The sequence below is a fragment of the Paraperlucidibaca baekdonensis genome (genome assembly GCF_003387535.1).
In the GTDB taxonomy this organism is placed as follows: Bacteria; Pseudomonadota; Gammaproteobacteria; order Pseudomonadales; family Moraxellaceae; genus Perlucidibaca; species Perlucidibaca baekdonensis.
The window spans coordinates 97,554-124,427 of sequence record NZ_QUNR01000002.1 but is presented as its reverse complement, the minus strand read 5'-3'; the positions used below and the strand labels follow the sequence as shown (position 1 = coordinate 124,427).

29 protein-coding genes are annotated in these 26,874 nt (G+C 56.1%); 8 read left to right on the top strand and 21 right to left on the bottom strand.

Going from position 1 to position 26,874, the window contains the following annotated elements:
* Nucleotides 1–3: 3 nt before the first annotated feature.
* The 4 genes from rplM to DFR26_RS04505 form a co-directional block, all read right to left on the bottom strand.
* Nucleotides 4–432 (bottom strand): 50S ribosomal protein L13, encoded by a 429-nt coding sequence (gene rplM, locus DFR26_RS04520; RefSeq protein ID WP_116207785.1) that lies wholly within the window; start codon nt 430–432, stop codon nt 4–6.
* Nucleotides 433–576: 144 nt separating this feature from the next.
* Nucleotides 577–1,716 carry an acyl-CoA dehydrogenase family protein gene (locus DFR26_RS04515; RefSeq protein ID WP_116207784.1) on the bottom strand — a complete coding sequence of 380 codons (1,140 nt, stop codon included), beginning with the start codon at nt 1,714–1,716 and terminating at the stop codon, nt 577–579.
* A 31-nt stretch (nt 1,717–1,747) separates the two neighbouring features.
* Nucleotides 1,748–2,863 (bottom strand): cell division protein ZapE, encoded by a 1,116-nt coding sequence (gene zapE / locus DFR26_RS04510; RefSeq protein WP_116207783.1) that lies wholly within the window; start codon nt 2,861–2,863, stop codon nt 1,748–1,750.
* Entirely contained in the window at nt 2,856–3,542 is a 687-nt protein-coding gene (locus DFR26_RS04505) for an alpha/beta hydrolase (protein ID WP_116207782.1), read from the bottom strand. The genes zapE and DFR26_RS04505 overlap by 8 nt, the downstream gene beginning before the upstream one ends.
* A gap of 140 nt (nt 3,543–3,682) precedes the next feature.
* Here DFR26_RS04505 and DFR26_RS04500 point away from each other — a divergent pair, with 140 nt between their 5' ends.
* Nucleotides 3,683–4,135, top strand: a complete 453-nt coding sequence (locus tag DFR26_RS04500) for a Z-ring associated ZapG family protein (protein ID WP_116207781.1) — start codon at nt 3,683–3,685, stop codon at nt 4,133–4,135.
* A 154-nt stretch (nt 4,136–4,289) separates the two neighbouring features.
* Complete coding sequence (acnB, locus tag DFR26_RS04495) at nt 4,290–6,899, top strand: bifunctional aconitate hydratase 2/2-methylisocitrate dehydratase (protein WP_116207780.1); 2,610 nt, start codon at nt 4,290–4,292, stop codon at nt 6,897–6,899.
* A gap of 134 nt (nt 6,900–7,033) precedes the next feature.
* Here the strand turns inward: acnB and DFR26_RS04490 are convergent, their stop codons facing one another.
* Complete coding sequence (locus tag DFR26_RS04490) at nt 7,034–7,822, bottom strand: nitroreductase family protein (RefSeq protein WP_116207779.1); 789 nt, start codon at nt 7,820–7,822, stop codon at nt 7,034–7,036.
* A gap of 144 nt (nt 7,823–7,966) precedes the next feature.
* Between DFR26_RS04490 and DFR26_RS04485 the strand changes: the two genes are divergently transcribed.
* Nucleotides 7,967–9,427, top strand: a complete 1,461-nt coding sequence (locus tag DFR26_RS04485) for a flavin-containing monooxygenase (RefSeq protein ID WP_116207778.1) — start codon at nt 7,967–7,969, stop codon at nt 9,425–9,427.
* Between the two features lie 75 nt (nt 9,428–9,502).
* Here the strand turns inward: DFR26_RS04485 and DFR26_RS04480 are convergent, their stop codons facing one another.
* The 5 genes from DFR26_RS04480 to DFR26_RS04460 all read right to left on the bottom strand — a co-directional run bounded on the left by DFR26_RS04480 (nt 9,503) and on the right by DFR26_RS04460 (nt 13,284).
* Nucleotides 9,503–9,823: a hypothetical protein gene (locus tag DFR26_RS04480; protein WP_116207777.1), complete on the bottom strand. Its 321-nt coding sequence runs from the start codon at nt 9,821–9,823 to the stop codon at nt 9,503–9,505.
* 121 nt (nt 9,824–9,944) lie between these two features.
* Nucleotides 9,945–10,844 carry a lipid A hydroxylase LpxO gene (gene lpxO / locus DFR26_RS04475; RefSeq protein WP_116207776.1) on the bottom strand — a complete coding sequence of 300 codons (900 nt, stop codon included), beginning with the start codon at nt 10,842–10,844 and terminating at the stop codon, nt 9,945–9,947.
* Between the two features lie 75 nt (nt 10,845–10,919).
* Complete coding sequence (locus tag DFR26_RS04470) at nt 10,920–11,456, bottom strand: DUF2058 domain-containing protein (RefSeq protein WP_116207775.1); 537 nt, start codon at nt 11,454–11,456, stop codon at nt 10,920–10,922.
* A gap of 2 nt (nt 11,457–11,458) precedes the next feature.
* Nucleotides 11,459–12,508, bottom strand: a complete 1,050-nt coding sequence (locus tag DFR26_RS04465) for a hypothetical protein (protein WP_116207774.1) — start codon at nt 12,506–12,508, stop codon at nt 11,459–11,461.
* Nucleotides 12,509–12,519: 11 nt separating this feature from the next.
* Complete coding sequence (locus DFR26_RS04460) at nt 12,520–13,284, bottom strand: glutathione S-transferase N-terminal domain-containing protein (protein ID WP_116207773.1); 765 nt, start codon at nt 13,282–13,284, stop codon at nt 12,520–12,522.
* A 190-nt stretch (nt 13,285–13,474) separates the two neighbouring features.
* On the opposite strand from DFR26_RS04460, the gene DFR26_RS04455 reads away from it, so the two are divergent.
* Both DFR26_RS04455 and DFR26_RS04450 read left to right on the top strand, forming a co-directional pair.
* Complete coding sequence (locus DFR26_RS04455; protein ID WP_116207772.1) at nt 13,475–14,665, top strand: alpha/beta fold hydrolase; 1,191 nt, start codon at nt 13,475–13,477, stop codon at nt 14,663–14,665.
* A gap of 156 nt (nt 14,666–14,821) precedes the next feature.
* Nucleotides 14,822–15,595 carry a ferredoxin--NADP reductase gene (locus DFR26_RS04450; protein ID WP_116207771.1) on the top strand — a complete coding sequence of 258 codons (774 nt, stop codon included), beginning with the start codon at nt 14,822–14,824 and terminating at the stop codon, nt 15,593–15,595.
* A gap of 3 nt (nt 15,596–15,598) precedes the next feature.
* Here DFR26_RS04450 and DFR26_RS04445 read toward each other — a convergent pair whose 3' ends face one another.
* On the bottom strand, nt 15,599–16,138 hold the full coding sequence (locus tag DFR26_RS04445) for a C40 family peptidase (RefSeq protein ID WP_181898985.1): 540 nt from the start codon (nt 16,136–16,138) through the stop codon (nt 15,599–15,601).
* Nucleotides 16,139–16,256: 118 nt separating this feature from the next.
* Here DFR26_RS04445 and DFR26_RS04440 point away from each other — a divergent pair, with 118 nt between their 5' ends.
* Both DFR26_RS04440 and pdxH read left to right on the top strand, forming a co-directional pair.
* Entirely contained in the window at nt 16,257–17,279 is a 1,023-nt protein-coding gene (locus DFR26_RS04440; protein WP_147300262.1) for a hypothetical protein, read from the top strand.
* Nucleotides 17,276–17,911 (top strand): pyridoxamine 5'-phosphate oxidase, encoded by a 636-nt coding sequence (gene pdxH, locus DFR26_RS04435; protein WP_116207768.1) that lies wholly within the window; start codon nt 17,276–17,278, stop codon nt 17,909–17,911. The genes DFR26_RS04440 and pdxH overlap by 4 nt, the downstream gene beginning before the upstream one ends.
* A 40-nt stretch (nt 17,912–17,951) precedes the next feature.
* On the opposite strand, the gene DFR26_RS04430 is transcribed toward pdxH, so the two are convergent.
* Nucleotides 17,952–18,704, bottom strand: coding sequence for a Nif3-like dinuclear metal center hexameric protein (locus DFR26_RS04430; protein WP_116207767.1), 753 nt, complete (start codon nt 18,702–18,704; stop codon nt 17,952–17,954).
* 80 nt (nt 18,705–18,784) lie between these two features.
* Between DFR26_RS04430 and DFR26_RS04425 the strand changes: the two genes are divergently transcribed.
* Complete coding sequence (locus DFR26_RS04425; RefSeq protein ID WP_116207766.1) at nt 18,785–19,912, top strand: S1C family serine protease; 1,128 nt, start codon at nt 18,785–18,787, stop codon at nt 19,910–19,912.
* Between the two features lie 21 nt (nt 19,913–19,933).
* On the opposite strand, the gene hisC is transcribed toward DFR26_RS04425, so the two are convergent.
* From hisC to mlaE, 9 genes are read right to left on the bottom strand one after another with little or no spacing between them, the layout of a single operon-like run.
* Nucleotides 19,934–21,007 carry a histidinol-phosphate transaminase gene (gene hisC / locus DFR26_RS04420; RefSeq protein WP_116207765.1) on the bottom strand — a complete coding sequence of 358 codons (1,074 nt, stop codon included), beginning with the start codon at nt 21,005–21,007 and terminating at the stop codon, nt 19,934–19,936.
* A gap of 33 nt (nt 21,008–21,040) precedes the next feature.
* Nucleotides 21,041–22,339 carry a histidinol dehydrogenase gene (gene hisD / locus DFR26_RS04415; protein WP_245953008.1) on the bottom strand — a complete coding sequence of 433 codons (1,299 nt, stop codon included), beginning with the start codon at nt 22,337–22,339 and terminating at the stop codon, nt 21,041–21,043.
* A gap of 54 nt (nt 22,340–22,393) precedes the next feature.
* Nucleotides 22,394–23,038, bottom strand: a complete 645-nt coding sequence (gene hisG, locus DFR26_RS04410; protein WP_116207763.1) for an ATP phosphoribosyltransferase — start codon at nt 23,036–23,038, stop codon at nt 22,394–22,396.
* On the bottom strand, nt 23,035–24,309 hold the full coding sequence (gene murA, locus DFR26_RS04405) for a UDP-N-acetylglucosamine 1-carboxyvinyltransferase (RefSeq protein WP_116207762.1): 1,275 nt from the start codon (nt 24,307–24,309) through the stop codon (nt 23,035–23,037). The genes hisG and murA overlap by 4 nt, the downstream gene beginning before the upstream one ends.
* Before the next feature lie 37 nt (nt 24,310–24,346).
* A complete protein-coding gene (locus tag DFR26_RS04400; protein ID WP_116207761.1) occupies nt 24,347–24,598 on the bottom strand; it encodes a BolA family protein in 252 nt (83 codons plus the stop codon).
* Nucleotides 24,595–24,921 carry an STAS domain-containing protein gene (locus DFR26_RS04395; RefSeq protein WP_116207760.1) on the bottom strand — a complete coding sequence of 109 codons (327 nt, stop codon included), beginning with the start codon at nt 24,919–24,921 and terminating at the stop codon, nt 24,595–24,597. Before DFR26_RS04395 ends, DFR26_RS04400 begins: the two co-directional genes overlap by 4 nt.
* Nucleotides 24,918–25,550: an MlaC/ttg2D family ABC transporter substrate-binding protein gene (locus DFR26_RS04390; protein WP_116207759.1), complete on the bottom strand. Its 633-nt coding sequence runs from the start codon at nt 25,548–25,550 to the stop codon at nt 24,918–24,920. Before DFR26_RS04390 ends, DFR26_RS04395 begins: the two co-directional genes overlap by 4 nt.
* 32 nt (nt 25,551–25,582) lie before the next feature.
* Complete coding sequence (mlaD, locus tag DFR26_RS04385; RefSeq protein ID WP_116207758.1) at nt 25,583–26,089, bottom strand: outer membrane lipid asymmetry maintenance protein MlaD; 507 nt, start codon at nt 26,087–26,089, stop codon at nt 25,583–25,585.
* On the bottom strand, nt 26,089–26,868 hold the full coding sequence (gene mlaE / locus DFR26_RS04380; RefSeq protein ID WP_245953030.1) for a lipid asymmetry maintenance ABC transporter permease subunit MlaE: 780 nt from the start codon (nt 26,866–26,868) through the stop codon (nt 26,089–26,091). Before mlaE ends, mlaD begins: the two co-directional genes overlap by 1 nt.
* Nucleotides 26,869–26,874 lie beyond the last annotated feature (6 nt).

Sequence of the window (26,874 nt, the reverse complement as noted above, 5' to 3'; positions counted from 1 at the left end):
CGCTCAGATGTTCAGTTCTTGTGGCTGTTGGGCGCTATGTGGATGCTCAGCACCACTATAGACCTTCAACTTAGCCAGCATGTCACGACCCAATGGGCCTTTTGGCAACATACCTTTAACAGCGATCTCTAAAGGAGCTTCTGGGCGATGCGCCAAGAGCTTCTCAAAATTCACGCCTTTGATACCACCGGGGAAGCCCGTGTGATGCCAGTACATTTTGTCTTTGGCCTTGTTGCCGGTCACTGCCACTTTGTCGGCATTAACCACAACAATGTAATCGCCGGTGTCGACGTGCGGAGTATACTCCGGCTTATGCTTGCCGCGCAGACGCACAGCGATTGCGGAAGCCAGACGACCTAGCGTCTTACCGTTTGCGTCAACCACAAACCAGTCACGCTTTACGGTCTCCGGCTTGGCACTAATAGTCTTCATGTCAACATGCCTTCAAAAATCAGGTTGTGCGGCAACTCAACAAATGTAGCCACCGCAATGAGGTCGCGAATGTTACTCAAGGACGAGCACATTGGCAATGACTGGTTGAAGATTTTTTCTCCAGCCCAGCCATTGCCTCGCGAATTAGATCAATGTGCGAGCAATAATACCTTTCATGATCTCGTTTGTACCGCCGTAGATGCGCTGCACACGCGCATCGGCCCACATACGCGCCACGGGATATTCCCACATATAGCCGTAGCCGCCAAAAAGCTGCACACACTCATCAAGTACTTGAAATTGCAGGTCGGTGACCCAGTACTTGGCCGCTGCCGCGGTGGGGATGTCGAGCTTTTTCTGCATATGCAGATCGATGCAGCGATCAACGTAAGCGCGCGCGACCTCAATTTGCGTGTGTAACTCGGCCAGCTTGTACTGAGTATTTTGGAAGTCGCCAATACGCTTACCAAAAGCCTTACGCTCGCGCACATAGTCTAACGTGAGCGCCAGCGCGCCCTCCATATTGGCCACGGCATTGACGGCAATACCCAGGCGCTCCTGCGGCAGCTCCTCCATCAAATAGACAAAGCCCATGCCCTCTTCGCCAATGAGGTTGTCTTTTGGCACCTTCACATCGTTGAAAAAGAGCTCGGAGGTATCTTGCGCCTTCATGCCAACTTTGTGCAGGTTGCGACCACGCTCGAAGCCGGGCATGCCACGCTCAACCAAAAACAGCGAAATGCCTTTGGCGCCTTTGCTAGGATCGGTTTTCGCCACCACGATGATGACATCGCCCATTTGGCCGTTGGTAATAAAGGTCTTCGAGCCATTGAGCAAATAGTGGTCACCCTGATCGATGGCCGTGGTTTTCACCGCCTGCAAATCCGAACCACCGCCAGGCTCTGTCATGGCAATCGCACCAATCCATTCGCCGGACAGCATTTTAGGTAACACGCGCTGCTTCATGGCGTCATTGCCATAATGCTCAATGTAGGGTGCCACGATGTCGGTGTGTAGACCCCAGCCGATGCCGCTCAAGCCTTGGCGCGCCACTTCTTCCATAACAATAATCGAATACAAATAATCCGCGCCCGGACCGCCAAACTCATCACCGAGCGTTGGGCATAAAAAGCCTTGCTCACCGGCTTTGAGCCAGAGCTCGCGCGAGACTTGGCCGTCTTCTTCCCATTGTGCATGGTGCGGCGCGGCTTCATTGGTCAAAAATTTCGCCAAGCTATCGCGGAAAGCTTCGTGGTCTGAGGTAAATAACGTACGGGGAATCATCATTGCTCCTAGCGTAAAAGGCGCCGCACCATTAGGGCTTGTGCGGACGCGACAAATAATCGGTTGACTGCATTTCCTGTAAACGGCTTTGCGTGCGTTCAAACTCAAAGCTTAAACGACCGCCCGCATAGAGTTGCAAAATAGGCTGTTGGGCTGACACAACCAATTTCACGCCACGATCGTAAAACTCGTCAATTAAATTAATGAAGCGCCGCGCGGCGTCATCATTGTCGACGTTCATCATGGGCACATTGGCGAGCAGCACCGAATGGTACTCACGCGCTAACTCGATGTAGTCGTGAGCGCTACGCGGCTGCTCGCAAAGTGCCGCAAAATCTAACCACAACACATCTTCACTGCGACCATAAACTTCGACCGACCGGCTGTTGATGTCAAGCGGCGACTCCTGAACAAGCTGGCCCGCCGTTAAGTCGGCAAAACGCGCCGCCAGTGTTGCCGCCGACTGATCATTAAGTGGCGAATAATACAGTGCCGCCTGACTGAGCACGCGCAAGCGGTAATCGATGCCGGCATCGACGTTTAAAACCCGGCAATGCTGCTGCACCAGCGCAATGGCCGGCAGAAATCGTTGACGCTGCAAGCCGTTTTCATAGAGTCGCTCAGGCACAATATTGGATGTCGCCACCAACGTAACGCCGCGCGCAAATAGCCGTTCAAAGAGGCCACCGAGAATCATCGCATCGGCAATATCGGTGACAAAAAACTCATCAAAACAGATCACTACAGCTTCATCGTGCAGCGTATTGGCGACATGCGTGAGCGGATCCTTGGTGCCTTCAAGCGTTTTCAGCTGACGATGCACGCGCTGCATAAAGCGGTGAAAATGCACACGCAACTTGCGGCGAAATGGCACGGACTCGTAGAACATATCCATCAGCCATGTTTTGCCACGCCCCACGCCACCCCACAAATACAGGCCCTGTGCCGGCAGCTTCTGACGACGAATTTCGCGTAATCGTGCGGGGCCGCGTACGCGCTTGGCTCGCTGAAAACGCGCCTGCAGCTCATCAAAAACCTGCTGCAACCCTTGCACTGCCTCGAGCTGCGCCTCATCGGCGGTAAAGCCTTGCTCACCTAGCGCTTGATGGTATCGCGCCAATGGCCCACTCAATGCCGCATCAACCATGCGTTCGATCTCCAGATATCAAACCCGCGCGCACCCAGTCGCGCAGCTCGGTGAGGCGGCCATGAAAAAAATGACTGGCACCCGCCAGCACCTCGATCGTTAAGTCTGCACGTTGGGTGCTCAGCCAATCCGCAATGGCTTGCGGATCAACTACCTCATCGGCATCACCATAAATCACACGCGCGCCGGCCGGTAGCTGAAAGCCGGTCATGGGAAAGCGTGTGACTGGCGGCGCAATTAACATCAATGATTGGCCGCGCATGGCGGCTTGCGTGGCTTTCGACCAGGCAGTGGCCGCCACAAACGCGCCAAATGAAAAACCGATCATCACCAACGACTCAACCGCCAAGGTCGCCTGCGCCCATGACTGCACCGCGAGCACGTCATGCTGCTCGCCGGCGCCATGATCAAACGCCCCCACACTTTTGCCTACCCCACGAAAGTTGAACCTGAGCGTGGCAATACCGGCATCACGACAGGCGCGATGCACAGTGAAAATGACTTTATTTTCCATGCTGCCACCAAACAGCGGGTGCGGATGACACAGCAACGCCAAGGCTTTACGGTCAGCCTGTGGCGGAATCGACAGGATGGCTTCGAGCGGCCCGAGCGGCCCCTGAACTGTGACTGCGTGATCACCCACTGGGTAAGAAAACGGGGAAGATTGCTGACTGGCCATGCTGAAGTCCTTTGCGTAGATCTTTCGCTACTAGCGGCGAGAATGGTATAGATACACACAAGATTCGCCAATGCAGTTATTCGCCTGAATATCACACGCATTGGCGCTAGTTCGGCAGGTAGCCGATTGGGAGAGGTCAGATGACGGCGTTGTGGAGTGCATTGTTTTTTTTCATCGGGGTAGCAGCCGGCGCCTATTACATGAAGCGTAAAACGTCTGACCATCGCAGCCATGAGCTCGAGGCATTGCTCACTGACTTGCAAAATCGTCACGAAAATTATCAGCAAGATGTACGCAGTCACTTTGATCATTCCGCACAACTCGCTAACGAGATGACGCAACGCTACCGCGACCTGCATGAGCACCTGCGGGCCGGCGCGCAAGTATTGTGCGATGACCCCAAGCGCTCGCGCGATGACAACCCCGCACATCAATTTGTCGGGCTTGCAGGCCCTGCGCCAGAGCCGCAAGCGCCTAACCCATACGGCAATATTGAGTCCGGCGACTTCTCGTATTATGAGCCGCCACGCGACTACGCCACCAAAGATCCGCAAGATAAAGGCATGCTCGACGAGCGTTACGGTTTCAAGTGAGCCTCAGACGATTGGACGAGCAACGACCTTACTTTTCATGCGTCTATAGACTATAATTTGCTGCCATATTCACGCTAAACCCTTGCGATAACAGGCATTAACCCGCCGAAATTGCGAGGGTTTGGCTTTTGCCCCACCTGTAGAGGACTCCACTGTGCTCGAAGCCTATCGCGAACATGTTGCCGAACGCGCCGCCCTCGGCGTACCCCCAAAGCCCCTAGACGAAACGCAAGTTGCCGCCTTAGTCGAACTCTTAAAAAATCCACCCAAAGGTGAAGAAGACTTCCTCGTCGACCTGCTTGAAAACCGCATTCCGCCCGGTGTTGACCAAGCCGCCTACGTAAAAGCTGGCTTCTTAGCCGCCATCACCACAGGCGAAGCTGAGTGCGCATTGATTAATAAACAACGCGCTGTTTACTTGCTCGGCACCATGCTCGGTGGCTACAACGTTGCCCCATTGGTGGCCCTGCTCGACGACGCCAGCCTCGCTGCCGACGCGGCTGTGGCATTGAAAAAGACCCTGCTGGTTTTTGACGCCTTCCACGATGTCGAAGAAAAAGCCAAAGCCGGCAACGATCACGCCAAAGGCATTTTGCGCTCATGGGCCGATGGCGAGTGGTTCACCAATCGCCCAGACGTTGCTAAAAAAATCACCGTGACCGTGTTCAAAGTCACCGGCGAAACCAATACCGATGACCTGTCGCCTGCGCAAGATGCGTGGAGCCGCCCAGACATCCCGCTGCACGCCAACGCCATGCTGAAAAACGCGCGCGAAGGCATCACGCCTGATCAGCCCGGCGAAGTCGGCCCGATCAAACAGATCGAAGCGCTAAAAGCCAAAGGCCACACTATTGCTTATGTAGGTGATGTCGTGGGTACTGGCTCCAGCCGTAAGTCCGCCACCAACTCCGTGCTCTGGCTCACCGGCGATGACCTACCGCACATCCCCAACAAGCGCGATGGTGGCGTCTGCATCGGTAACAAAATCGCTCCCATCTTCTTCAACACCATGGAAGATGCTGGCGCGCTGCCGTTTGAGTGCAATGTCGACGAGTTCAACACCGGCGATGTCATCGACATTTATCCCTTCGATGGCAAAATCTGCGCCCATGGCAGCGATGACGCCATCGTCAACTTTGAGCTTAAGTCGCCCGTGCTACTAGACGAAGTGCGCGCGGGTGGCCGTATCAATTTGATCATTGGCCGCGGCCTGACCAACAAAGCGCGCGAAGCGCTGGGCGAAACGGCATCGGACCTGTTCCGCCAACCACACATGCCCACGGACACCAAAAAAGGCTTCACGCTGGCGCAAAAGATGGTCGGTCGCGCTTGCAACCTGCCCGATGGCTTAGGCGTGCGTCCTGGCACTTACTGCGAGCCGAAAATGACCACCGTGGGTTCGCAAGACACCACCGGCCCAATGACCCGCGACGAGCTCAAAGACTTGGCTTGCCTGGGCTTCTCAGCCGATTTGGTGATGCAGTCGTTCTGCCACACCGCCGCTTACCCCAAGCCCGTGGACGTCGGCACGCACCACACGCTGCCTGATTTCATCATGAACCGTGGCGGCGTCTCACTGCGTCCCGGCGACGGCATCATCCACTCCTGGCTCAACCGCATGTTGCTGCCCGACACCGTCGGTACCGGCGGCGACTCACACACACGTTTCCCGCTCGGCATTTCTTTCCCAGCCGGTTCAGGCTTGGTGGCCTTCGCCGCGGCGACTGGCGTCATGCCATTAGACATGCCGGAGTCGGTGCTGGTGCGCTTCAAGGGCAAAATGCAGCCCGGCATCACGTTGCGCGACTTGGTCCATGCGATCCCCTACTACGGCATCCAAAAAGGCCTGCTCACCGTTGAGAAAAAAGGCAAAATCAATGCCTTCAACGGCCGCATTCTGGAAATTGAAGGCCTCGAGCATTTAACCGCCGAACAAGCCTTCGAACTCTCCGATGCCTCCGCTGAGCGCTCAGCCGCGGGCTGCACCATCACGCTGTCGGAAGCTAGCGTGAAAGAGTACCTGACCTCCAACATCACGATGTTGAAATGGATGATTTCCAATGGCTACGGCGACGCACGCACCATCGCCCGCCGTATTGGCAATATGGAAAAATGGTTAGAAAACCCCAGCCTGATGCGTGCCGACAAAGACGCTGAGTACGCTGAGATCATCGAAATCGATCTGGCCGATGTCAAAGAGCCCGTGCTCTGCTGCCCGAACGACCCCGATGATGCCAAGCTACTCTCCGATGTAGCTGGCGCGAAAATCGATGAGGTGTTCATTGGCTCATGCATGACCAACATTGGCCATTTCCGTGCCGCTGGTAAGCTGCTCGATAAGGTCCCTGGCGGCTCATTGACCACGAAACTGTGGATCGCGCCACCAACCAAAATGGATGAGCATCAGCTCATGGAAGAAGGCTATTACAATATCTATGGCCGTGCCGGTGCGCGTACTGAGATGCCAGGCTGCTCGCTGTGCATGGGCAACCAAGCCCGTGTCGCGCCAAACAGCACCTGCGTGTCGACCTCGACCCGTAACTTCCCGAACCGTTTAGGCCAAGGCGCCGATGTCTATTTGGCCTCGGCTGAGTTAGCTTCAGTTGCGGCGGTGATTGGCAAGCTGCCCACCGTGGCGGAGTACATGGAATACGCCAAGCAAATCGAATCGATGTCTGGTGAAATTTACCAATACCTGAACTTCGACAAGATGGAAGAGTACACCACACAAGCCGGTAAAATTGACATCGCGCAGCTGACCTAAGTCACTGAGCTGATGGCACAAAAAAGCCCGGCCATGCCGGGCTTTTTTGTGGGCGCTGATATCTCGTTACGCCCCACTCCTTCTGCATATGGTGAGACGCAGGAGCTCACCAAACGCCATCGAGCCTCGTGCACTCAAACTTCATGCACAAAGAGCTCACGCTCAAAGCGAACTTGCGGCCAAAACACACCGTCATCGGCGCGCTCACCCGCACCCACCACCATAATCGGCATCGAGGCATCGCCTAAATTCAGCAGCTTACGCACACGCACCTCGTCGAAGCCTTCCATCATGCAGGTATCAAAACCATGGGCGCGGAAAGCCAGTACTAAATTCTCGCAAGCCAGCGCCGTGCTTTTGGCAGCCCACAGCTCAACTTCAGACTTGGTGTAAGGCCCGCGGGGCACGGCAGCGACCATTCCGCCCAATGAAAACGCCGCTTTTTTCACCAACGCGAAGCTGTTGAGCGGGCCCGGCGCATAGTTATACGGGATGAGCTGGTAATAGCGCTGCACCAGTTTCGGCACATCAGGCATGGGCCATTCACGCAACATTTTGCGCGAAAATTCATCAATACGATCGGTGCGCGCCACGCAAACGATCAGCTCCGCAGCGGTTTTTGCCGCCAACTGGCTCATGCAAGCCTTCACCAACTTGGCTTTTTTGCCGGCCGAGCGCACCACGAAAAACTCCCAAGGCTGTAGCCCTGATGAGCATGGCGCCAGCAGTGCCATATCTAAACAGTCATCAAGCACGGCTTGCGGGATAGCTTTGTCGGTGAATTTACGCACCGAACGACGGCTGATGACGACTTGGTGAAACGACTCCAGATCAATGCCAGTCGGTGCGGGCTCGTGGTAACGGGCCTTGCCATCGATAGTAACGACAGTCGGCTTAGTCTTTTTTGTAGACTTGGCGGGCATAACGAATTCTCACAAGATTAGGTGCGGCAACGCTAGCCAAGGCATTAACAACTGTCAAACAGACAAGGACAAATGCCGTGACATACTAGGTACAGACGACTAATCTTACATTTGTCGGATCAAATTAGCTGAGGCACACGCATCATGAGCACTCCCCACCACGACGTCATTGTTATTGGCAGCGGCTTTTCGGGCCTAGGCATGGGCATTTTTCTGAAAAAAGCCGGCCGCGATGATTTTCTTATTTTGGAAAAATCCACCGATTTTGGCGGCACCTGGCTCGACAACGACTACCCTGGCGCAGCCTGCGATGTGCCCTCGCACATGTACTCCTACTCATTTGAGCAAAATCCTGAGTGGTCACGCTTTTACTCAGGTCAGGCCGAAATTTTGGCTTATATGAAAAAGTGCGCAAAAAAATACGACCTCTATCCGCACTTTCGCGGCAATAGCGAACTTATTGAGGCGCGCTGGAGTGACGCCAAAAAGCACTGGGCATTGAAAACTGCCGATGGCCAAAAATTCACGGCGCGGGTGGTGGTGTCGGGCATCGGCGGGCTAAGCCGCCCTGCATTACCGAATGTTAAAGGTCTCGATCACTTCAAAGGCACGCTGTTTCATTCGGCACGCTGGAATCACGACTACGATCTCAGTGGCAAACGCGTGGCGGTGATTGGTACCGGCGCTAGCGCCATCCAGTTTGTGCCGCAAATCGCGCCACAGGTCGATGAACTGGTGTTGTTTCAACGCACGCCGCCGTGGTTGGTGCCCAAGCCCGATGGTGTTATTAGCAGCGGCGTGAAGAAGCTGTTTAGCTTTTTGCCCGCCTCGCAAACACTGGTGCGCGCGAGCATTTATTGGCAGGCCGAGGCTTTTGCCCTGGGCTTTGTTAATCCGAAACTGATGGTAGCCATTGAGAAGCTCGCGCGTTGGCATTTGAAAAAACAGATTAAAGACCCCGCATTACGCGAAAAACTGACACCGAACTACACCATTGGCTGCAAGCGCGTGCTGTTTTCCAATAACTACTACCCCGCGCTGGCCCGCGACAATGTCAATGTCGTTGCCGCTGGTGTACGAGAAGTACGCGAGCACAGCATCATCGACGCCAATGGCCAAGAGCATGCCGTCGACGCCATCATTTGTGGTACCGGCTTCGATGTCAAAGACCCGCTCGGCCCGCTGCATCTATACGGTCGTGATGGCATTGAAACGCGCGCCAAAGACGAGGGCCTGAGCGCTTATTTAGGCACTACACTGAAGGATTTACCGAACTTATTCATGCTACTGGGCCCCAATACGGCGCTGGGTCATAACTCCATTATCTTTATGATTGAACAGCAAATTCGCTATGTGATGGGCTGCTTGGAGGAAATGGATAAACGCGGCGCCGCAGAAATTTCCGTGAAGCCTGAGGTACAAGATGCGTATAACGACCGCATCCAAGACGAGCTGAAGAAAATGGTCTGGAGCGAGGGCGGCTGCAAGAGCTGGTATTTAGATGAAGACGGTAAAAACTTCACGATTTGGCCGGGCTTTACGTGGAAATACTGGATGCGCATGCGCAAGCCTAATTTCCGCCATTTCCACTTCACTAAAGCCTAAAACACCCACTAAAAAGCCGCTGAAAAGCGGCTTTTTAGTGGGTGCATAACGAGCAGTCAGTACGTGCAATACGAGCTAGTGCCCGCGCGTTAACTCATGAATTTTCGCTATATAACGCGGCATCATGCCGATGTCTTCGAAGATTTCCTCGCCCTCTTCGACACGAATCACGCGCGTGCCTTTTTGGTAGGGCATCCGCGTTTCCAACTCAAAAAGACCATGGTGCAACACGCTGGCAACAATCTCTTGCTCACTGAGGCCATAGACAGCCGCCAGTGCTTGAATTTTCACCTGATCGGTGTCGAATACGCTGACTTGCATGGGTACTTTTTGGCGCTGCAAAAGCTGCCGCGCTTCCCATTCCTCAATTAACTCAGCAAAGGCATTGTGCGACATAGTCACCCCCCGTGGCACGCCAACCCGACTGCGGTCGGATCACATTACCTTACGCCGAGGGGACGCCATCAGCACTACCTCTCATCCGCTCAATGCCGCCATTGGCACCATTCAGCCTCGCTTAGAAGATAAAAATCCACGCCATCAGGCCGCCAAGAATTAGCCATTTCAGCACGTAATAGAGCGTGCGATTGGTTTTTTTCAAGGCTTTCGCGCGCAGACGAACCAAGTATAAATAGCTGAATGCTTTGTTGATGCCGCCGGTTTTATCACTGTCGGTATTGGGCGAGCTCGCGGCCGTCATCACCGTGCGTGCAAACCAATTATTCAGCGCTTGCGCCCAGCGTCGGGTCATTGGTCGCTCAATATCGCAGAGCAAAATGATGCGGTTGTCGTCGGTCATGTTTTCGGCGTAATGAATATAGGTCTCATCAAACATCACGCCGTCACCGTCGCGCCAGCTGTAGCGCTCGCCATCAACATCGATAAAGCAACGATCATCATTGGGGGTGATTAGCCCGAGGTGATAACGCAGCGAACCGGCGAATGGATCGCGGTGACGCACCAAGCGGCTGCCCGGTGGCAACTCGGTAAACATCGCGGCCTTGACGGAGTCCAGGCTACGCACGAGGGCTGTAGTTTTCGGGCATAACTCGGCAGCCGACGGGTGGCCATCTTCATACCATTTTAAGTAAAAACGCTTCCAGCCGACCTTGAAAAATGAGTTGAAACCGGCGTCGTTGTATTCCGCGGAAGCCTTGATTAAGCCTTTTTCGCCGAGCGCCTTGGCTTCATCACGAATCTCCTCCCAATGCTCGGCCAGCACCGCAACTTCTGGGAAATGATCGACCGATAAATACGGCGTGGTGGGCACTTTCGACCACCAATACATGATGACGTTGATCGGCGCCATCAAGGTAGAGTGGTCGAAAAACTGTCGCGAAAACTTGTGTTTTACTTTGCCACGGCGTTGCACATAGATGGCCGAAGCCACAAACATCGCCAAAATTAGCCATTTCATTTGCAGGTACTCATTATCAAAAACTGGCGCCACGGTAGCGCGCTAAACCTCGTAGTGCCTCATCAGCTGCTAGGGCTACCACATCAAATCATCGGGAATCACGTAGTCGGCATACGGGTCATCGGCATCGATGGCCTGAGCTTTGCGCTCAACCACTAGCACCACGCGCGCGGCATCACGTTGCGCGATTTTCTCCGCCACCACCGTGGGCACTAGCGCAAACTCGGTGGTGGTCGGTGCGCCCACACGCACAATGGCAATATGCCCGCGCGCGATCTGGTCGCTTTGCCCCGTACGCAGCCAGAGCTTGCGCACCTTGGCCGCATCGGCAAACTGATACGGCTGATCTCCGCCACTGCGATCGATCTGATGCACCTCAATCATCTGGCGAATTTGTGCCTCAATGGCCTTGCTGGCCTGCGCCGCTTGCTGGGCTTTATTGGCGGCCTGATCGCGCGCCATTTGCTCAGCGCGCGACTGCTTGACTAGCTCCGCGGCGGGCGTGTCTTCGTGGCGTCCCTTCGCTGCTTGACGCTTGGCATGATCGGCTTGGCGCGCACGCTTGGCATTGGCCAGTCCGGCCTGCAGTAATTGATCCTTCAGTGATGCCACCGCTACGCCCCCTGCTCGGCCAAGACCGCCTCAATGCGTCCCGACAGATAAAACGGCAAGAGCTGGCGACGCACAATGCCATCGAGCAGTTTGGCCTTTTGCAAAGCGGCGATGGCCGGTGGCGCAAAGCGGCTGATCTCAGTGAAAATCATCTCACGGGTAACACCGACTTCATCGAGTAAAAATTGCAGCGTGGCGTCTTGGTATTTATCAAAGAAACTATCGATGGCCACCTCCAACAGCGCACCATAATACGGCGTGTGGCGCAGCTCACCGCGCCAGAATTCATAGCCAATAACAAAGATCTCTTCCAAGCTCGCCGCACTGACATATTGGCGGAAGCGGCTGGCTGGCCAGTGCTTCACATCTGCCCAGACATCCATGGCGACACGGCGCAACGCGTCATCCGTGAGTTTGGCTTTGAGTGTGGCCTCACTCGTTCGCAAGGTCGCCGCCGTGCTTTTACGCACATAGGCCTGCAAGCCTTCATCCAGGGACTTCTCCAGACTTGGCGAGGCCTTGCTCAAGACCGATTTACCCAAGCCCATTAAGGCGGAAGCGCCGGGAATATTTTTCGCAGCAGCATTGCCTTGCGCCAAATAGCCCTTAATGCCACGCGAAATAAGATCAGCAGACAGCTCGACCAGCAATGGATTGCCCAAAATGGCGTGAATTAATTTCTCGCGCATCGCCTGCATTTCCACGGCCTTGTTGACGATTTCACGCACTTGACTGTCGGAGACAATGTCACTGAGCTTGGTGTCGTCGTGAATGGGGTGCGCATGCAGCACGCGGGCAATATCGCCGACGAGCTCGGGAATGCCGCCAGCCATGGGCATCTCCACGGCATAGGCACGCGCCGTGGCGAGAATTTGCTGCTTGCTGACCATTTGCGTGAGCTTGAGCTTTTTGGCATTGGCCAAGTCGGCATCGAGCTCAGCGGCCAAGTGTTCGATCAATCCATCGCCAGTGAGTAATTCCACGCTATGCGCTACGTGGGCCTCATAAAGGGCGGCAACTACCGGGTGAGTTGGTGCTTTTTTCTTCGTCATGATGCTCTCGTTTAGGCCGCGTAGGTCGTCGTTAAGTAAGCCATAATGGCCTCAGATTCAAACAACTCAACACCGGTATTGGGGTCCTGCAAAAATGGCAGCTGCACGCGGCCATGCGCGCGCACAAAGCCCTCGCGTTTACCGCCAGCCTTGGGCACGTAAGGCCCCGGCTTTAGACGCTGCGCTGCCGGCCCAATTTCAGTCCAATGCTCTTTGCCTAAGTTATGCAAGCTATAGGGAATTTCGAGCTCACAGAGCAGCTCACGCACCGGCCGCGAATACGGGCTCACCTCAAAGCTCCAGAGCACCAATGGCTGCTCGGGCGCACGTGATGGCTTGGCGCGCTGCCCCGCACCAGTGCGGGTGGCGCTAGCCAAATAGCTACTGGCCGTATGCAGAGCAGTTTTTTTGTACATGCCCGGCGCCGCACGCTTGGCATAGGTACGAAATAAATAATCGATGATATCGCCAGACTCATACATGACGGTGCCGGTGTTGGGATCTTGCAGCAGCGGAAATTGTAATTTGCCGCCAATCTCAATGGCCTGCGCGCGAAAACGTGTGCCATTTTTCGGGCATGGGCGAATATCGAGGTCTAAATGCAAGGCGGTGGCTGCCTCACGCACCATGCGGCAATAAGGGCAGTTCTCGATATCAAATAGCACCGGGCGTTGCTCAGGCTGCTTAAAGAAAGGGCGTCCGGCACCACCGCGCCAGCCAGCAGCGGTTGAGGTCAGCACGGAGCTTAAAATAGTGAGTTGGTGAGCAAATGACATCGGGCACATCTCGCGTACGGTAAATTAGCCGATGACTTTGCCACAACGCCGCGTTGACGCCAAACGCATTTGCTTGCGGCATTTAAGTCACTGTCAATGGCGCAATAGTCGCTATAGTGCGCACATTATGTAGACGCGATGATGACCCACGTCGCCTGCACGGCTAGTGCCCACCGCCGAGGAGCTCGTTATGTCACGCCCGCTATTGCCAAAAACACTCAGCCTCACACTGCAAGCACAGCGCGACAAGCTCTCCTCGCGCGCCACCGAGTGGCGTCGTGATAGCCGCCGCGTGCTGGCAAACGCCAATGATCGCTTCCTACGCACGCGCGAGCTGACACGCTCAGATCAAACGCCGTATGAGGTGCTGCACGACAACGGTCTGGTCAAGCTGCGCTACTACCTGCCGCTCAGCGAGTCCGACATTGCCCTCGGTGAAGACCGTCTGGCCGTCAAGACTGAGCGTCATCGCGTGCCCGTGGTGCTGGTGCCGCCGCTGGCGGTGAACATGAATATCTATGACTTTTTCCCCGAGCGCAGCTTGGTGAAATTTTTGCTGGCGCAGGGCTTCGCGGTGTATCTGATCGATTGGGGCCGGCCCACGCTGCGCCACACGCATTACAATCTCGAGACCTATATTGCTGATTTTATGCCAGATTACTTGTCGCATGTGCGTCGTCATGCCGGTGTCGACGCGCTCAGTCTGCACGGCTGGAGCATCGGCGGTGTGCTGTCATTGGGCTACGCCGCGCTCAGCAAGGACCCGAACATTCACAATCTGGTGATTATTGGCACACCGATCAATGGTCACGCCTCCGGCGCGCTCGGCAAAATGTATCAGCGCCTCGCCAAACAGGCCGCTTGGGTGCGCAAGCACACCGGCTTTCGCGTGCATAACCTAAGCCCGAAACTGCTGCACACGCCCGGTTGGATCAATGCGCTCTCGTTCAAAATGCTCAGCCCAGCTAACAGCCTGCTCGGTTATTGGGAGCTACTAACGCGTCTCGATGACCGCGAGTTTGTCATCAACCACGCCACCAATGGCGCTTTCCTCGATGACATGGTGGCCTACCCCGGCGGCGTCATCCAAGACATGATTATTCGCATCTGGATAGACAATGATCTCGCCGACGGCCGCATCAAGCTCGGCAAACATCAGCTCGATTTCGCCGATATCAAGGCCTCGTTGTTGGCCATTGCCGGCAAGCAAGACACCATGGTGACTGCCGACGCCATGCGCCCGCTGCCCGACCTGATCGGCAGCGATGATGGCCGCCTTGAGCTGGTCTCCGGTGGCCATATGGGCATTTTGGCAGGCAGTAAAACACCGACAGAAGCGTGGCCGATGTTGGCGGCATGGCTGAAAGATCGCTCCGACTGAAGCATCGGCAGCAACGCCTATTTTCATTCGGAATGCTGATGGTTTTAATCAGCAATACGCGCTAGATCTGATGATTTAAGCGCCCTAAACTGGTCAACAAGTCGCCGATGCACTACCATCCGCGACCGTTACCGCCCGCCAGCTCAGAGAGTGATCATGTCTACTATTGGCCAAGAAACCGTCCTCAGCGTTCATCACTGGAATGACACTTTGTTCAGCTTCACCACCACGCGTGATCCTGGCCTGCGTTTCCACAATGGCCATTTTGTCATGATCGGCCTCGAAACCGAGGGCAAACCCTTGATGCGCGCTTACTCGATTGTCAGCGCCAACTACGAAGAGCACCTAGAGTTTTTCAGCATCAAGGTGCCCGATGGTCCGCTGACCTCGCGCCTGCAACATTTGCAGCCCGGCGACACGCTGATGGTCAGCCGCAAGCCCACCGGCACGCTGATCATGGATAATTTATTGCCCGGCAAAACGCTGTACATGCTCTCCACCGGCACTGGCTTAGCGCCATTTATGAGCATCATCAAAGATCCGGAAGTCTATGAGCGCTATGACCATGTGGTGCTCTGCCACGGCGTGCGCGAAGTCAGCGAATTAGCTTATGCCGACTTTATTTCCGAGCAGCTCCACGACAACGAATTTTTCGGCGCTGAATCGCGGAAAAAGCTCATCTATTACCCCACGGTCACGCGTGAGGAGTACCGCAATACAGGTCGCCTCACCGACCTCATCGAGTCCGGCAAATTATTTAGCGATATCGGCCTGCCAGCGCTAAACCCCGAGACTGACCGCGTGATGATGTGCGGCAGCCCGAGCATGCTGAAAGACTTAGTCGCCATGCTCGAAGCCCGCGGCTTTACTGAATCGCGCCATGGCCAACAAGCGCATTACGTCATTGAACGCGCCTTTGTCGAGAAATAACCCTTAGCGATCGACCATGTGGCCGTCGTCGGTAAACAGGCGGCGGGCGCGGTCAAAGTAGCGCATCCAATAGCGATTACTGAGCGGGTCAATACGAATCACTGACCCCGTGCGTGGCGCGTGCACAAAACGGCTGTCGCCAATATAAATACCCACGTGATTGATGGCTTTGCTGTGGCCAAGCCGGAAAAATAACAAGTCGCCAACCTTCAGCTCTTGCTGGGTGACATCGCGGCCCGACAAGCGCGCCATTTGCGCTGCCGTGCGCGGTAACACCACCTGGCTCACGTCACGATAGATGTACTGCACCAGCCCCGAGCAATCAAAACCTTCCTCTGGCGAAGTACCGCCCCATTTATAGGGCGTGCCCATCAGCGTTAATGCGGTCATCACCATGTCATCCGCAGCCGCCGGCGACACCAATGAGGCATCGGCAAAACGCGGCGCTTTTGATTCAAGTGCCGGCGGCGCAGCCATCGCGATGACTGACATGAGCAAGCCCACCCCAGAGCAGCCCAGCGCACGCCGCCAGTTATTCTTCATTATCACTATCCTCTGATCTTTTGCTTCACCGCGCATGGATTTTGCGCGGCCAAACGGCTATGTTGAGCAGCTGATTTTTATCATATCGCCAGCCATTCTGAGCGAATCGGAGACCCTGATGAGCCATCTCGCCGACGCGCTACTTGAGGCACAACTGCAGTTTTTTATGCGCGACTTTGCCAGCCCCACCTTACGCCACCATTTAGAATGCGAGGCCGAAGCCTATTGTGATCTGCTCGAAACCCTGAGCGCACGCGAATTGCTCAATGAAGCGCAAGTTATCGCGTGGATTGAGCGCAATATTTTAAATTACTCGCCCACCGACACCATGCGCGAGCAAGCCGTCATGCTGGTGGAGCTCGGGCTCAACAACCCCAGCCATCAGCAACAACCCATGCGCCAACTCATCAATAAACAGATTTACGACCTGATGGTGCAGCGCCTAGTCGAGCGCCCCGCCCTGCGCCAAGAGCTCATTCATAGCGCCCTCAGCAGCCCGCTCTATACACGCGTGCTGTCGGATGTGGTTTACCACAGCATTGTCGATTATCTCACCACCGACAACGTGATTGCCCGGCGAGTGCCGGGCTTCAGCGCATTGGTGAAAGCCGGCAAAGGGATGCTCGGGCGCATGGGACGGCTCGATGAAACGCTTGAGCAGGCCATCAAGGCGTATTTGGGGCGCAATATTGCTGCAACGGCGGCCTTTAGTGAGTCATTGGTCGATAAAGCGCTCAATAACAATGCAATTGTGCAATTTGCCGAGCTGGTTTGGCCACGGCTTGAGGCCTATCAGCTGGGTCAGGCCACGCGGCATTTAGAGATTCAAGGCTTAAGCTATTTGGCGGTGTTGTATTGGAATCAAATCCGCCAAACCGATTACATGAATCAGCAAATTGAACTGCTGGTGCAGGCCTGGTTTGCTCATGCGGGCGATATGCCAACCATGCACTTGCTGCGCCTATTAGGCATTGAGCGCGAGCACATTGTTCGCGAAGTGGTTGAGATTGGCGAGCCGCTGGTCAATGCCTGGCGCGACTCTGGCTATATTGAGCGACGCTTAGAAGAGCATCTTGCCCGCTTTTTTGACGACCCCGCCACACAACGTTTATTAAACACACAGGAGACCCTGCCGACATGAACCTCGCCGATATCCGTCTCGACTACGGCCTCAAAGGCTTAAGCCCCGCGCAGTGCCACGCCGACCCCTGCGTGCAGCTGCAGCAATGGCTAGATGAGGCCATCGCGGCCGGCGTGCATGAGGCCACTGCCATGCATTTGGCCACTGTCGATGCCGACGCCCGGCCATCGGGGCGTATCGTCTTGCTGAAAGGCTTGCGTGATGGCGCACTGCATTTCTACACGAATTACAGCAGTCGCAAAGGCCAGCAACTCGCCGCCAATGCCTATGCATCGAGCACGTTTTTTTGGCCGGAGCTTGAACGCCAAGTGCGCATTGAGGGACAAATTGCCAAGCTCAGCGCCGAGCAATCCGATGCGTATTTTGCTTCTCGACCTTATGGCAGTCGCATCGGCGCCTGGGTGTCTGAGCAAAGCCAGACGCTCGACGACCCGAACACGTTGAAAGCGCGCGAGGCGGCATTAAAAGCACAATACCCGGATGTGGTGCCGCGACCACCGCACTGGGGCGGCTATGCCCTGAAAGCGCAGCGCCTAGAGTTTTGGCAGGGTCGACCCAGTCGGCTGCATGACCGCGTGTTGTATCTGCCAAGTGCCGATGGCCAATGGCAACGCAGCCGGCTTCAGCCGTAACACGCTGAGCCTGCTGCCGCGCACTTAACGGCGCGTGACATTAGGCCGGGCTATCTAAATCGATAAACGTATGTGTGAGGCCGAATTCAGCCGCACACCATTCGCCCAAGGCCTGCACGCCATAACGCTCAGTGGCATGATGCCCGGCGGCAAAATAGTGCAGGCCACATTCGCGCGCAACATGCACCGTGGGCTCGGAAATCTCGCCACTAATATAGGCATCGACGCCATGCGCCGCGGCCTGCTCAATAAAGCCCTGCGCGCCACCAGTGCACCAGGCCACGCGGCGAATCATCTCTGGCCCACCCGGCACATGCAGCGGCGGGCGCTGCAAGACACTCCCCAGATGCGCGGCAAACGCCTCCGCGCTCATAGCCTCGGCCAACACGCCGATATCACCGACCTGACGCGGATCATCAAACAAGGCGCGTTTCCGCGTGAGCCCTAAGCGCTTGGCGAGCTGGGCGTTATTGCCGAGCACAGGGTGCGCATCGAGCGGCAAATGGTAGGCAATCAGCGAGATATCATGCGCCAGTAATTTCGCTAAACGCCGACGCTTCATGCCGACAACCGACGCCACCTCACCCTTCCAAAAATAGCCGTGATGGACCAGCAAGACATCGGCATGAGCCGCAATAGCGGCGTCGATCATGGCCTCACTCGCGGTCACGCCACTGACAACTTTCGCTACCGAAGCGCGGCCCTCAACCTGCAAACCATTAGGGCAATAATCGGCAAATTTTTGCGCCGCCAGCTGGTCATCGAGACGCGCCACTAGCTCGTTTAATTGCATGCAACCACCTATGTCAACTTGATGCTCTGTGAGCAAGCCACTACTGTAATGCCCTGCTTAGCGAGCGAAAAGGAAAAGTTATGCGCATTAGCACTGCCCTTCCGTGGATTTTATTGGCCGGTGTGGTCGGCTATGTTGGCGTCGATAAATACGCGCCCGACATGCCTACAGCGAAAGCACCCGCCGCTATTATTTTGCCGCCACCCACGAGCCAGCCACCAGCGACAACCTTGAGTGGGCCAATGTCTTACGCACCGGCGGTGGCCAAAGCCGCACCGGCGGTGGTCAATATCTACACCACGCAAACCGTACAACAAAGCGTTGATCCGTTTCTTGAGCAATGGCTGCGCTTTCACGGCCAAACCACACCGCGCGAACGTTCCGCGTCGAGTTTAGGCTCTGGCGTCATAGTCTCAAGCGATGGCTATGTGCTCACCAATGCCCATGTCGTTGCTGGTGCCGATGAGATTTTGGTCGCCACCCACGATGGTCGCGAAGTCGCCGCCAAGCTCATTGGCACCGACCCCGACACCGACTTGGCGGTGCTGAAAGTCGCGCTGACTGACTTGCCCGCGCTGCCATTTCGCGCCGAAGCCAGCGCCGTGGGCGATGTCGTGCTGGCCATTGGCAACCCCTTTGGCGTCGGTCAAACCGTCACGCAGGGAATTATTTCCGCGCAAGGTCGCAGTGGCTTAGGCATCAATACCTATGAGGATTTTATTCAAACCGATGCCGCGATTAACCCCGGCAACTCCGGCGGCGCACTGATCGATGTGCAAGGCAATTTAATGGGCATCAACACGGCGATTTATTCGCGCTCGGGGGGCAGCATGGGGATTGGCTTTGCGATTGCCGCGCCGATTGCTCAGCAAGTGTTGCAAGAGATCATAGCCCATGGTCATGTGGTGCGTGGCTGGCTGGGCATTGAGATTGCCGGGCAACGCCAACAAGATGGCCCACCGAGCCGCAGCCGATCGGGTTCGGTGGTGGTCGCTGCGGTGATGCGTCAAGGTCCGGCCGACAAAGCCGGCCTAAAACCAGGAGATGAACTGGTACAAATTGAAGACGTGGCGGTGTCCAGCGCCGATCAAGTGATTCGGCAAATCGGCGGCTATAAACCCAACACCAAGGTCAACCTAGTGGTGCGCCGTGATAACGACGACAAAACCCTGACGGTAACCATGGGCGAGCGCCCGAAAGCCAAGTAACTCCGCTTGGCCCAGAGATCATCACATAATGATCTCTGCCAACGCCTCCAGCAGTGCGGCGTGTTGGTCGGGCGTGCCCACGGTGATGCGCAAAAACTCCGCAATGCGTGGTTTATTGAACTGCCGCACTACCACGGCGCGCTCACGCAGCGCCTGCGCCAAGTCAGCACCGGCATGAGCAGGATGCCGCGCAAAGACAAAATTCGCCCCCGATGGCAGCACCTCAAAGCCCATGCGTTCGAGCTTGGCCGTGAGGCTGTCGCGCTGCATCACCACCATCTGCTGCATGGAATCGAAATACGCACGATCCTCAAACGCTGCCTGCGCACCCGCTAAGGCCACGCGCCCCAGCGGATACGAATTAAAGCTATTTTTGATGCGCTCTAGCGCCTCAATCAGGTGCGGCTGACCAATCGCCAGACCCACGCGCAGGCCCGCTAAGGCACGCGACTTCGACAGCGTTTGGGTAATTAGCAAATTATCATAACGACCCACCAAGGCCACCGCCGAGTCGCCGCCAAAGTCGATATAGGCTTCATCCACCAGCACCACGACATCGCGATTGGCCTGCAAAATCTGCTCAATGGCAGCGAGCGCCAAAACACGACCAGTGGGCGCATTGGGGTTGGGGAAAATCACGCCGCCATTGGGCCGCGCGTAGTCCACGGGGTCAATTTCAAACGCCGGAGTAAGCGCCACGGTCTCGAAGGCGATGTCGTAGAGCTGGCAATAGACTGGGTAAAAGCTGTAGCTGATGTCGGGAAAAAGCAGCGGTTTATCGTGCTGAAAGAGGCCATGAAATGCGTGCGCCAGTACTTCATCGGAGCCATTGCCGACAAATACCCACGACTTGTCGCCCCCTTGTGCGGCGAGATCGTAATAGTCGGCGATGCTTTGCCGCAAGGCATCGGCGTTGGGGTCAGGATAGAGCCGCAAATCATCGGTCAAGGCCGCCTGCATGGCAGCGATGGCTTTTGGCGAGGGCCCAAATGGATGCTCGTTGGTATTGAGCTTCACCAGATTGCTGATTTTCGGCTGCTCGCCCGGCACATACGGCACCAGCTCGCGCACACGGGCACTCCAAAAGCGGCTCATCGCGATAACACTCCTATCAGTCGATCAGATGCATTATTTGTTTGGCAACAGGCGGTATTCGGCCGAACGCGCATGTGCCGTTAAGCCCTCGCCTCGCGCCAGCACCGAGGCCACGGCGGCCAGTGTGGATGCGCCTTGCGGCGAGCAGCCAATGAGACTGCTGCGCTTTTGAAAGTCGTAAACACCGAGCGGCGATGAAAACCGCGCCGTGCCCGACGTCGGCAGCACATGATTAGGCCCGGCGCAATAATCGCCCAAGGCCTCGGGCGTGTGACGACCCATAAAAATCGCGCCGGCATGGCGAATGGCCGGCAACAAGGCCTGCGGATCGGCCACCGAGAGCTCTAAATGCTCGGGCGCAATGCGATTGATCAATGCCAAGGCCTCGGCTTCATCGGCCACCAAGATTAAGGCGCCACGATCACGCAAGGACACACGGGCAATGGCTTCGCGCTCCAGCGTTGGCAGCAAGCGTGCAATCGACGCCTCCATGGCATCGAGATAGGCTGCGTCGTGGGCAATCAGTAGCGACTGCGCGAGCTCATCGTGCTCGGCTTGCGAAAACAGATCCATGGCGATCCAGTCGGGATCGGTCTGGCCATCGCAATAAATGAGAATCTCCGAGGGCCCCGCAATCATGTCGATGCCGACTTGGCCAAAGACCTGACGCTTGGCAGTGGCCACGTAGATATTGCCAGGGCCAACGATTTTATCGACGCGCGGCACGCTCTCGGTGCCATAGGCCAAAGCCGCCACTGCCTGCGCGCCACCGAGGGTAAAGACACGATCGACCTCGGCCAAATGCGCGGCGGCGAATACCAGCTCATTGACCTCGCCGCGTGGCGTTGGCACCACCATGATGACTTCGGCAACGCCGGCGACCTTGGCCGGCAGCGCGTTCATTAGCACCGATGACGGATACGACGCCTTGCCACCGGGCACATAAATACCAACACGATCTAGCGGCGTGACTTGCTGGCCTAGCACCGTGCCGTCGGCCTCGGTGTATTGCCAGGACTCCTGCACTTGGTGTGCGTGATAGCGACGGATGCGCTCGGCGGCTTGCGTGAGTGCCTCGCGCTCGGCAGTGGGCAGGCTATCGTAGGCCTGCTTTAAACGCTCAGGGCTAACGCTTAAGTCGGCCATGGAGACCGCTGAGAGTTGGTCGAACTGATTGCTCAGGCGCACCACCGCGGCATCGCCCTCGGCACGCACGGCGGCAATAATATCGAGTACGCGAGTTTGTACTGCGGCGTCGGAGACACCCTCCCAAGCCAGCAGCGCATCGAGTTGCTGAGTGAAATTGGCATCGCGGCTATCGAGTCTGTTCATGCTCATCCTGTCATTGTCACGAGCGCCGCCCGTGTCATCAGGCGGCCGCATTATTTAGGCCGTGGCATGCTCCCGAGCATCCACCGCAGACTGCAGCTTGGCGACCAAGGGGGCAATCTGCGTTTGTTTCATTTTCATTGCGAGCTTGTTGACCACCAACCGCGAGCTCACGTGCATGATCAGCTCGCGCGGCTCTAGGCCATTTTCTTTCAAGGTCTTGCCGGTATCGACAACATCAACAATGACATCGGCCAAGCCCATCACTGGTGCCAGCTCCATGGAGCCATAGAGCTTAATCAGTTCAACTTGCTCGCCGCGCTCGGCATACCAGCGCTTAGCGGTGTGGATGAACTTCGTCGCAACCCGCAAGCGACCCGCCGGTGCGGGCGCATTAACAGCCGCGGCGGTCATCAAACGGCATTGCGCAATGCGCAAATCAACGAGCTCAAACAAGCCATCGGCACCGTGCTCCACGAGCACATCTTTGCCCGCCACGCCAATGTCAGCCGCGCCATTTTGCACAAAGGTGGGCACGTCGGTGGCGCGCAAAATAATGATATTGACGCCTGCTTGCGTGGTCGGAAAAATCAGCTTGCGGCTTTTTTCCGGGTCTTCCAACAACTCAATGCCCGCTTCAGCCAACAAGGGTAAGGTATCTTTTAAGATGCGTCCCTTGGACAAGGCTATGGTTAAACTCATTGGGCTCTCCGCGCGGATAAACGCTGCACGTCGGCACCGAGGCCGCGCAGCTTTTCATCGAGACGTTCATAGCCGCGATCCATGTGGTAGAGGCGATCCATCACTGTTTCGCCGTCGGCCACCAAGGCCGCGAGCACCAGCGACATCGAGGCGCGCAAGTCGGTGGCCATGACCGGTGCGGCTTGCAGCGCATCAACGCCGGTGACCACCGCGGTATGGCCATCGATGCTAATTTTCGCGCCGAAGCGACTGAGCTCCGGCACGTGCATAAAGCGGTTCTCAAAAATCGTCTCGCTGATGGTGCTAACGCCCTCGGCCACGGTATTGACGGCCATAAATTGCGCCTGCATATCGGTGGGAAATGCCGGATGTGGCGCGGTGCGAAAGCTCACGGCTTTCGGACGGCGGCCTTGCATATCCAGCGCAATCCAATCCGGGCCGGTGGTGATCACCGCGCCGGCCTCTTCAAGCTTGAGCAATACTGCGTCGAGCTGCGAGGGGTCGGCGTGGGTGGCGCGAATCGTGCCACCAGTAATCGCTGCCGCACACAAATACGAGCCGGTCTCGATGCGATCAGGAATCACCGCATGCGTGCAGCCGTGGAGTTTATCGACGCCTATCACAGTAATGGTCGAGGTGCCGGCACCTTCAATTTTCGCGCCCATAGCAATCAGCATCTCGGCTAAATTGACAATCTCTGGTTCGCGCGCCGCATTCTCAATGACTGTGGTGCCTTCGGCGAGACTGGCGGCCATCAGGATGTTTTCGGTGCCGCCCACGGTGACCATATCAAAGACCAAGTGCGCACCCTGCAGACGGCCATTGATCTTGCCGTGCACATAGCCGTTTTCTACGCGAATCTCAGCGCCGAGCTTCTCTAACGCCTTGAGGTGCTGATCGACCGGACGCGAGCCAATGGCACAACCGCCCGGCAATGACACCGTAGCCTCGCCATGGCGTGCGAGCAGCGGGCCGAGCACCAAAATCGAGGCGCGCATGGTGCGCACTAACTCATAGGGTGCAACGGCAGAGTTCAGCGAGCTGGCATTGATATGCACAACATTATCGTCGGCAAATTGCACATCGACACCCATACTGCCCACCACTTTCAAAATCGTGGTGACATCTTGCAGCTTCGGCACATTGGTGACGGTCACCGGATCATCGGTGAGTAGCGGCGCCACCAGCAGCGGCAGCGCGGCATTTTTGGCACCAGAGATACGCACATCGCCGCTTAGGCGGTGGCCGCCAACAATTAATAATTTATCCATGAAGGTGCAGACCGCCTGTGCAAAGGACTAAAGAAACTCAACCAAAAAGCTTGGCTTTGCGCCACTCTTCTGGCGTAAACGTACGCATGCTCACCGCGTGAATTGCGCCACTGGCAATATCGGCCTGCAATGGGCCATAAATCAGCTGCTGCTTCGCTACCGGACGCAGCGTCTCAAACGCCGTATGAACAACTGTGACGGTAAATTTGCCGCCATCACCCTCTACGGCAATGTGTTCAGCATCGGTGATCGCCGCTTTTAGGCGCTGTTCAATTTCATGGGCATTCATGACGCGTGCATTCCTTCTAAACGATGTTCTACAGCAAAAACCTCAGCCAAGTTGCTAGCTGCCAAAATAGCCACCAAGCGCTCGGGCGCCTGCGTTAAAACTAAGCGACTGTCATGCGCCAAGGCATAACGCTGCCAGGCCATCAAGACCGCAGCAGTAACGCTGCTACCTGTCTCTAGCGCTGATAACTCACACCGCCATTCGCCCGCCGACAGCGTAGCCAATACGGCCTCGCCAGCCTGCTGAGCCGCACTGGCGTTGCTGTAATCAACGCGACCACTCAAGCGCAGGCCGGCCTCGATGCCAGCAACGGCGTAGCTCACGACTTATCCTTCACGACATCAATCGGTGCCGGCGACCAGCTGGTAATGGCCTTGTCGATGTTACCGGCATTTTGCTCAACCACTTCAGCAAAGCGCTTGCGAAAGGTCAGACCTAAGTTCAGACCATTGACGATCAAGTTGCGCGTCATCCAACGACCATCGCCAGCGCGAATCATCTGGAAAATCACCGGCACCACGGTGCCATTTTCCAAGGCCACCTCGACCTCCACTTGCGCACGATTAGGTGTATCGCTGGGCACATAAGGCTTCACGGTGATGACCTGATTGTCATAGGAGGTCAGGCCATTGGCGTAGGTACGCACCATGCTCTGCTTAAACACGGTGGCAAAGCGATCACGCTGGGCATCGGTGGCTTGGCGGAAGAACTGGCCCATAACACCACGAGCAATGCCGGCAATATCGACAAATGGCGCGATATTTTCCTCAATCACGACATTGAGTGCGGCCGGATCTTTACGTAACGATTCGCGGTCTTTTTCGATACGCGCAGTCAACTTCGTAATGGCCGTTTGCACCACCACCTGCGGGTTAGATTCTGGCGCTGCCTGCACACCGACAGGCATAGCAAAAGCCAGAATCGGTAGCATAAATTTCAACATATTCCGCATGAAAATCTCCGAAAGCAAAGGACTAACCGGACTTAAAACGCTTGATCCGCCGCAGACGATGACGCACCAGCTGCCGGTGGGGTTTCAGTGGCTTTATTAAACAAGAACTTACTGATTAAGTCTTCCAACACTAACGATGACTGCGTTTGGAAGATTCGACTGCCCTCTTCTAAGACTTCCTCGTCGGCACCGGGCGTGAAGCCGATGTACTTCTCGCCCAACAAACCCGCAGTCAAAATCGCCGCCACGGTGTCGGTGCTGATGTCATTGACCTCGTTATCGACCGACATCTCAACGCGCGCCAGCAGTGTTTTCGGATCTAGCGTGATGGACTCCACACGACCAATCGGCACACCAGCCATGGTTACTTTCGCCCGCACGGTAAGGCCGCCGACATTTTGAAAGAGCGCATAGACACGGTAGCTCGGCTTGCTCAACTCACCCGATAAACCACTGACCTGGATCGCCAAAAACATCAGTGCGCCAAACGCCATCAGCAGAAAAGTGCCGACCAGTAACTCAACAGACTTAATACGCATCACACGCCTCCAAACATCACCGCAGTGAGAATAAAATCGAGCGCCAGCACCGCCAGCGATCCATACACCACGGTACGCGTGGTCGAACGAGAAATACCTTCGCTAGTAGGCGCGCTGGCATAGCCTTGATAGACCGCAATCCAGGTTACCGCGACACCAAACACCAGCGCTTTCAGCAAGCCTTTCAGCACATCATCGGCAAAACTCACCGACTGCTGCATATTGGCCCAATACGAACCTTCAAAAATGCCCAACCAATCGACACCGACTAAGCGGCCACCCAAAACCCCAACCGCAACAAAAATCGTCGCCAGCAAGGGCATGGAAATCACACCCGCCCAAAAACGTGGGGCAATGATGCGGCGCAGCGGGTCAACACCGATCATCTCCATGCTGGAGAGCTGCTCGGTGGCTTTCATCAAGCCAATTTCAGCGGTTAATGCTGAGCCGGCGCGGCCGGCAAACAGCAAGGCCGTGACCACTGGCCCGAGTTCACGCGTGAGGGTCAGCGCGACCATAGTGCCGAGCGCCTGCTCGCTGCCATAGGTGATGAGAATATTGTAGCCCTGCAGGCCCAGTACCATGCCAATAAACAGTCCGGAGACGACAATAATGACCAGCGACAATACGCCCACAGAATAAATTTGCGCGACCAGCAAGGCCAACGCCGAGCGCCATTTTGGCCAGCAAATAATAGCCTGCCAGAGCATGATAAAGGCATCGCCTAAGGTGGCGATTGCTGCCAAACCCTGCGCGCCGAGCCGTGAAATTGCAGACAACATAGC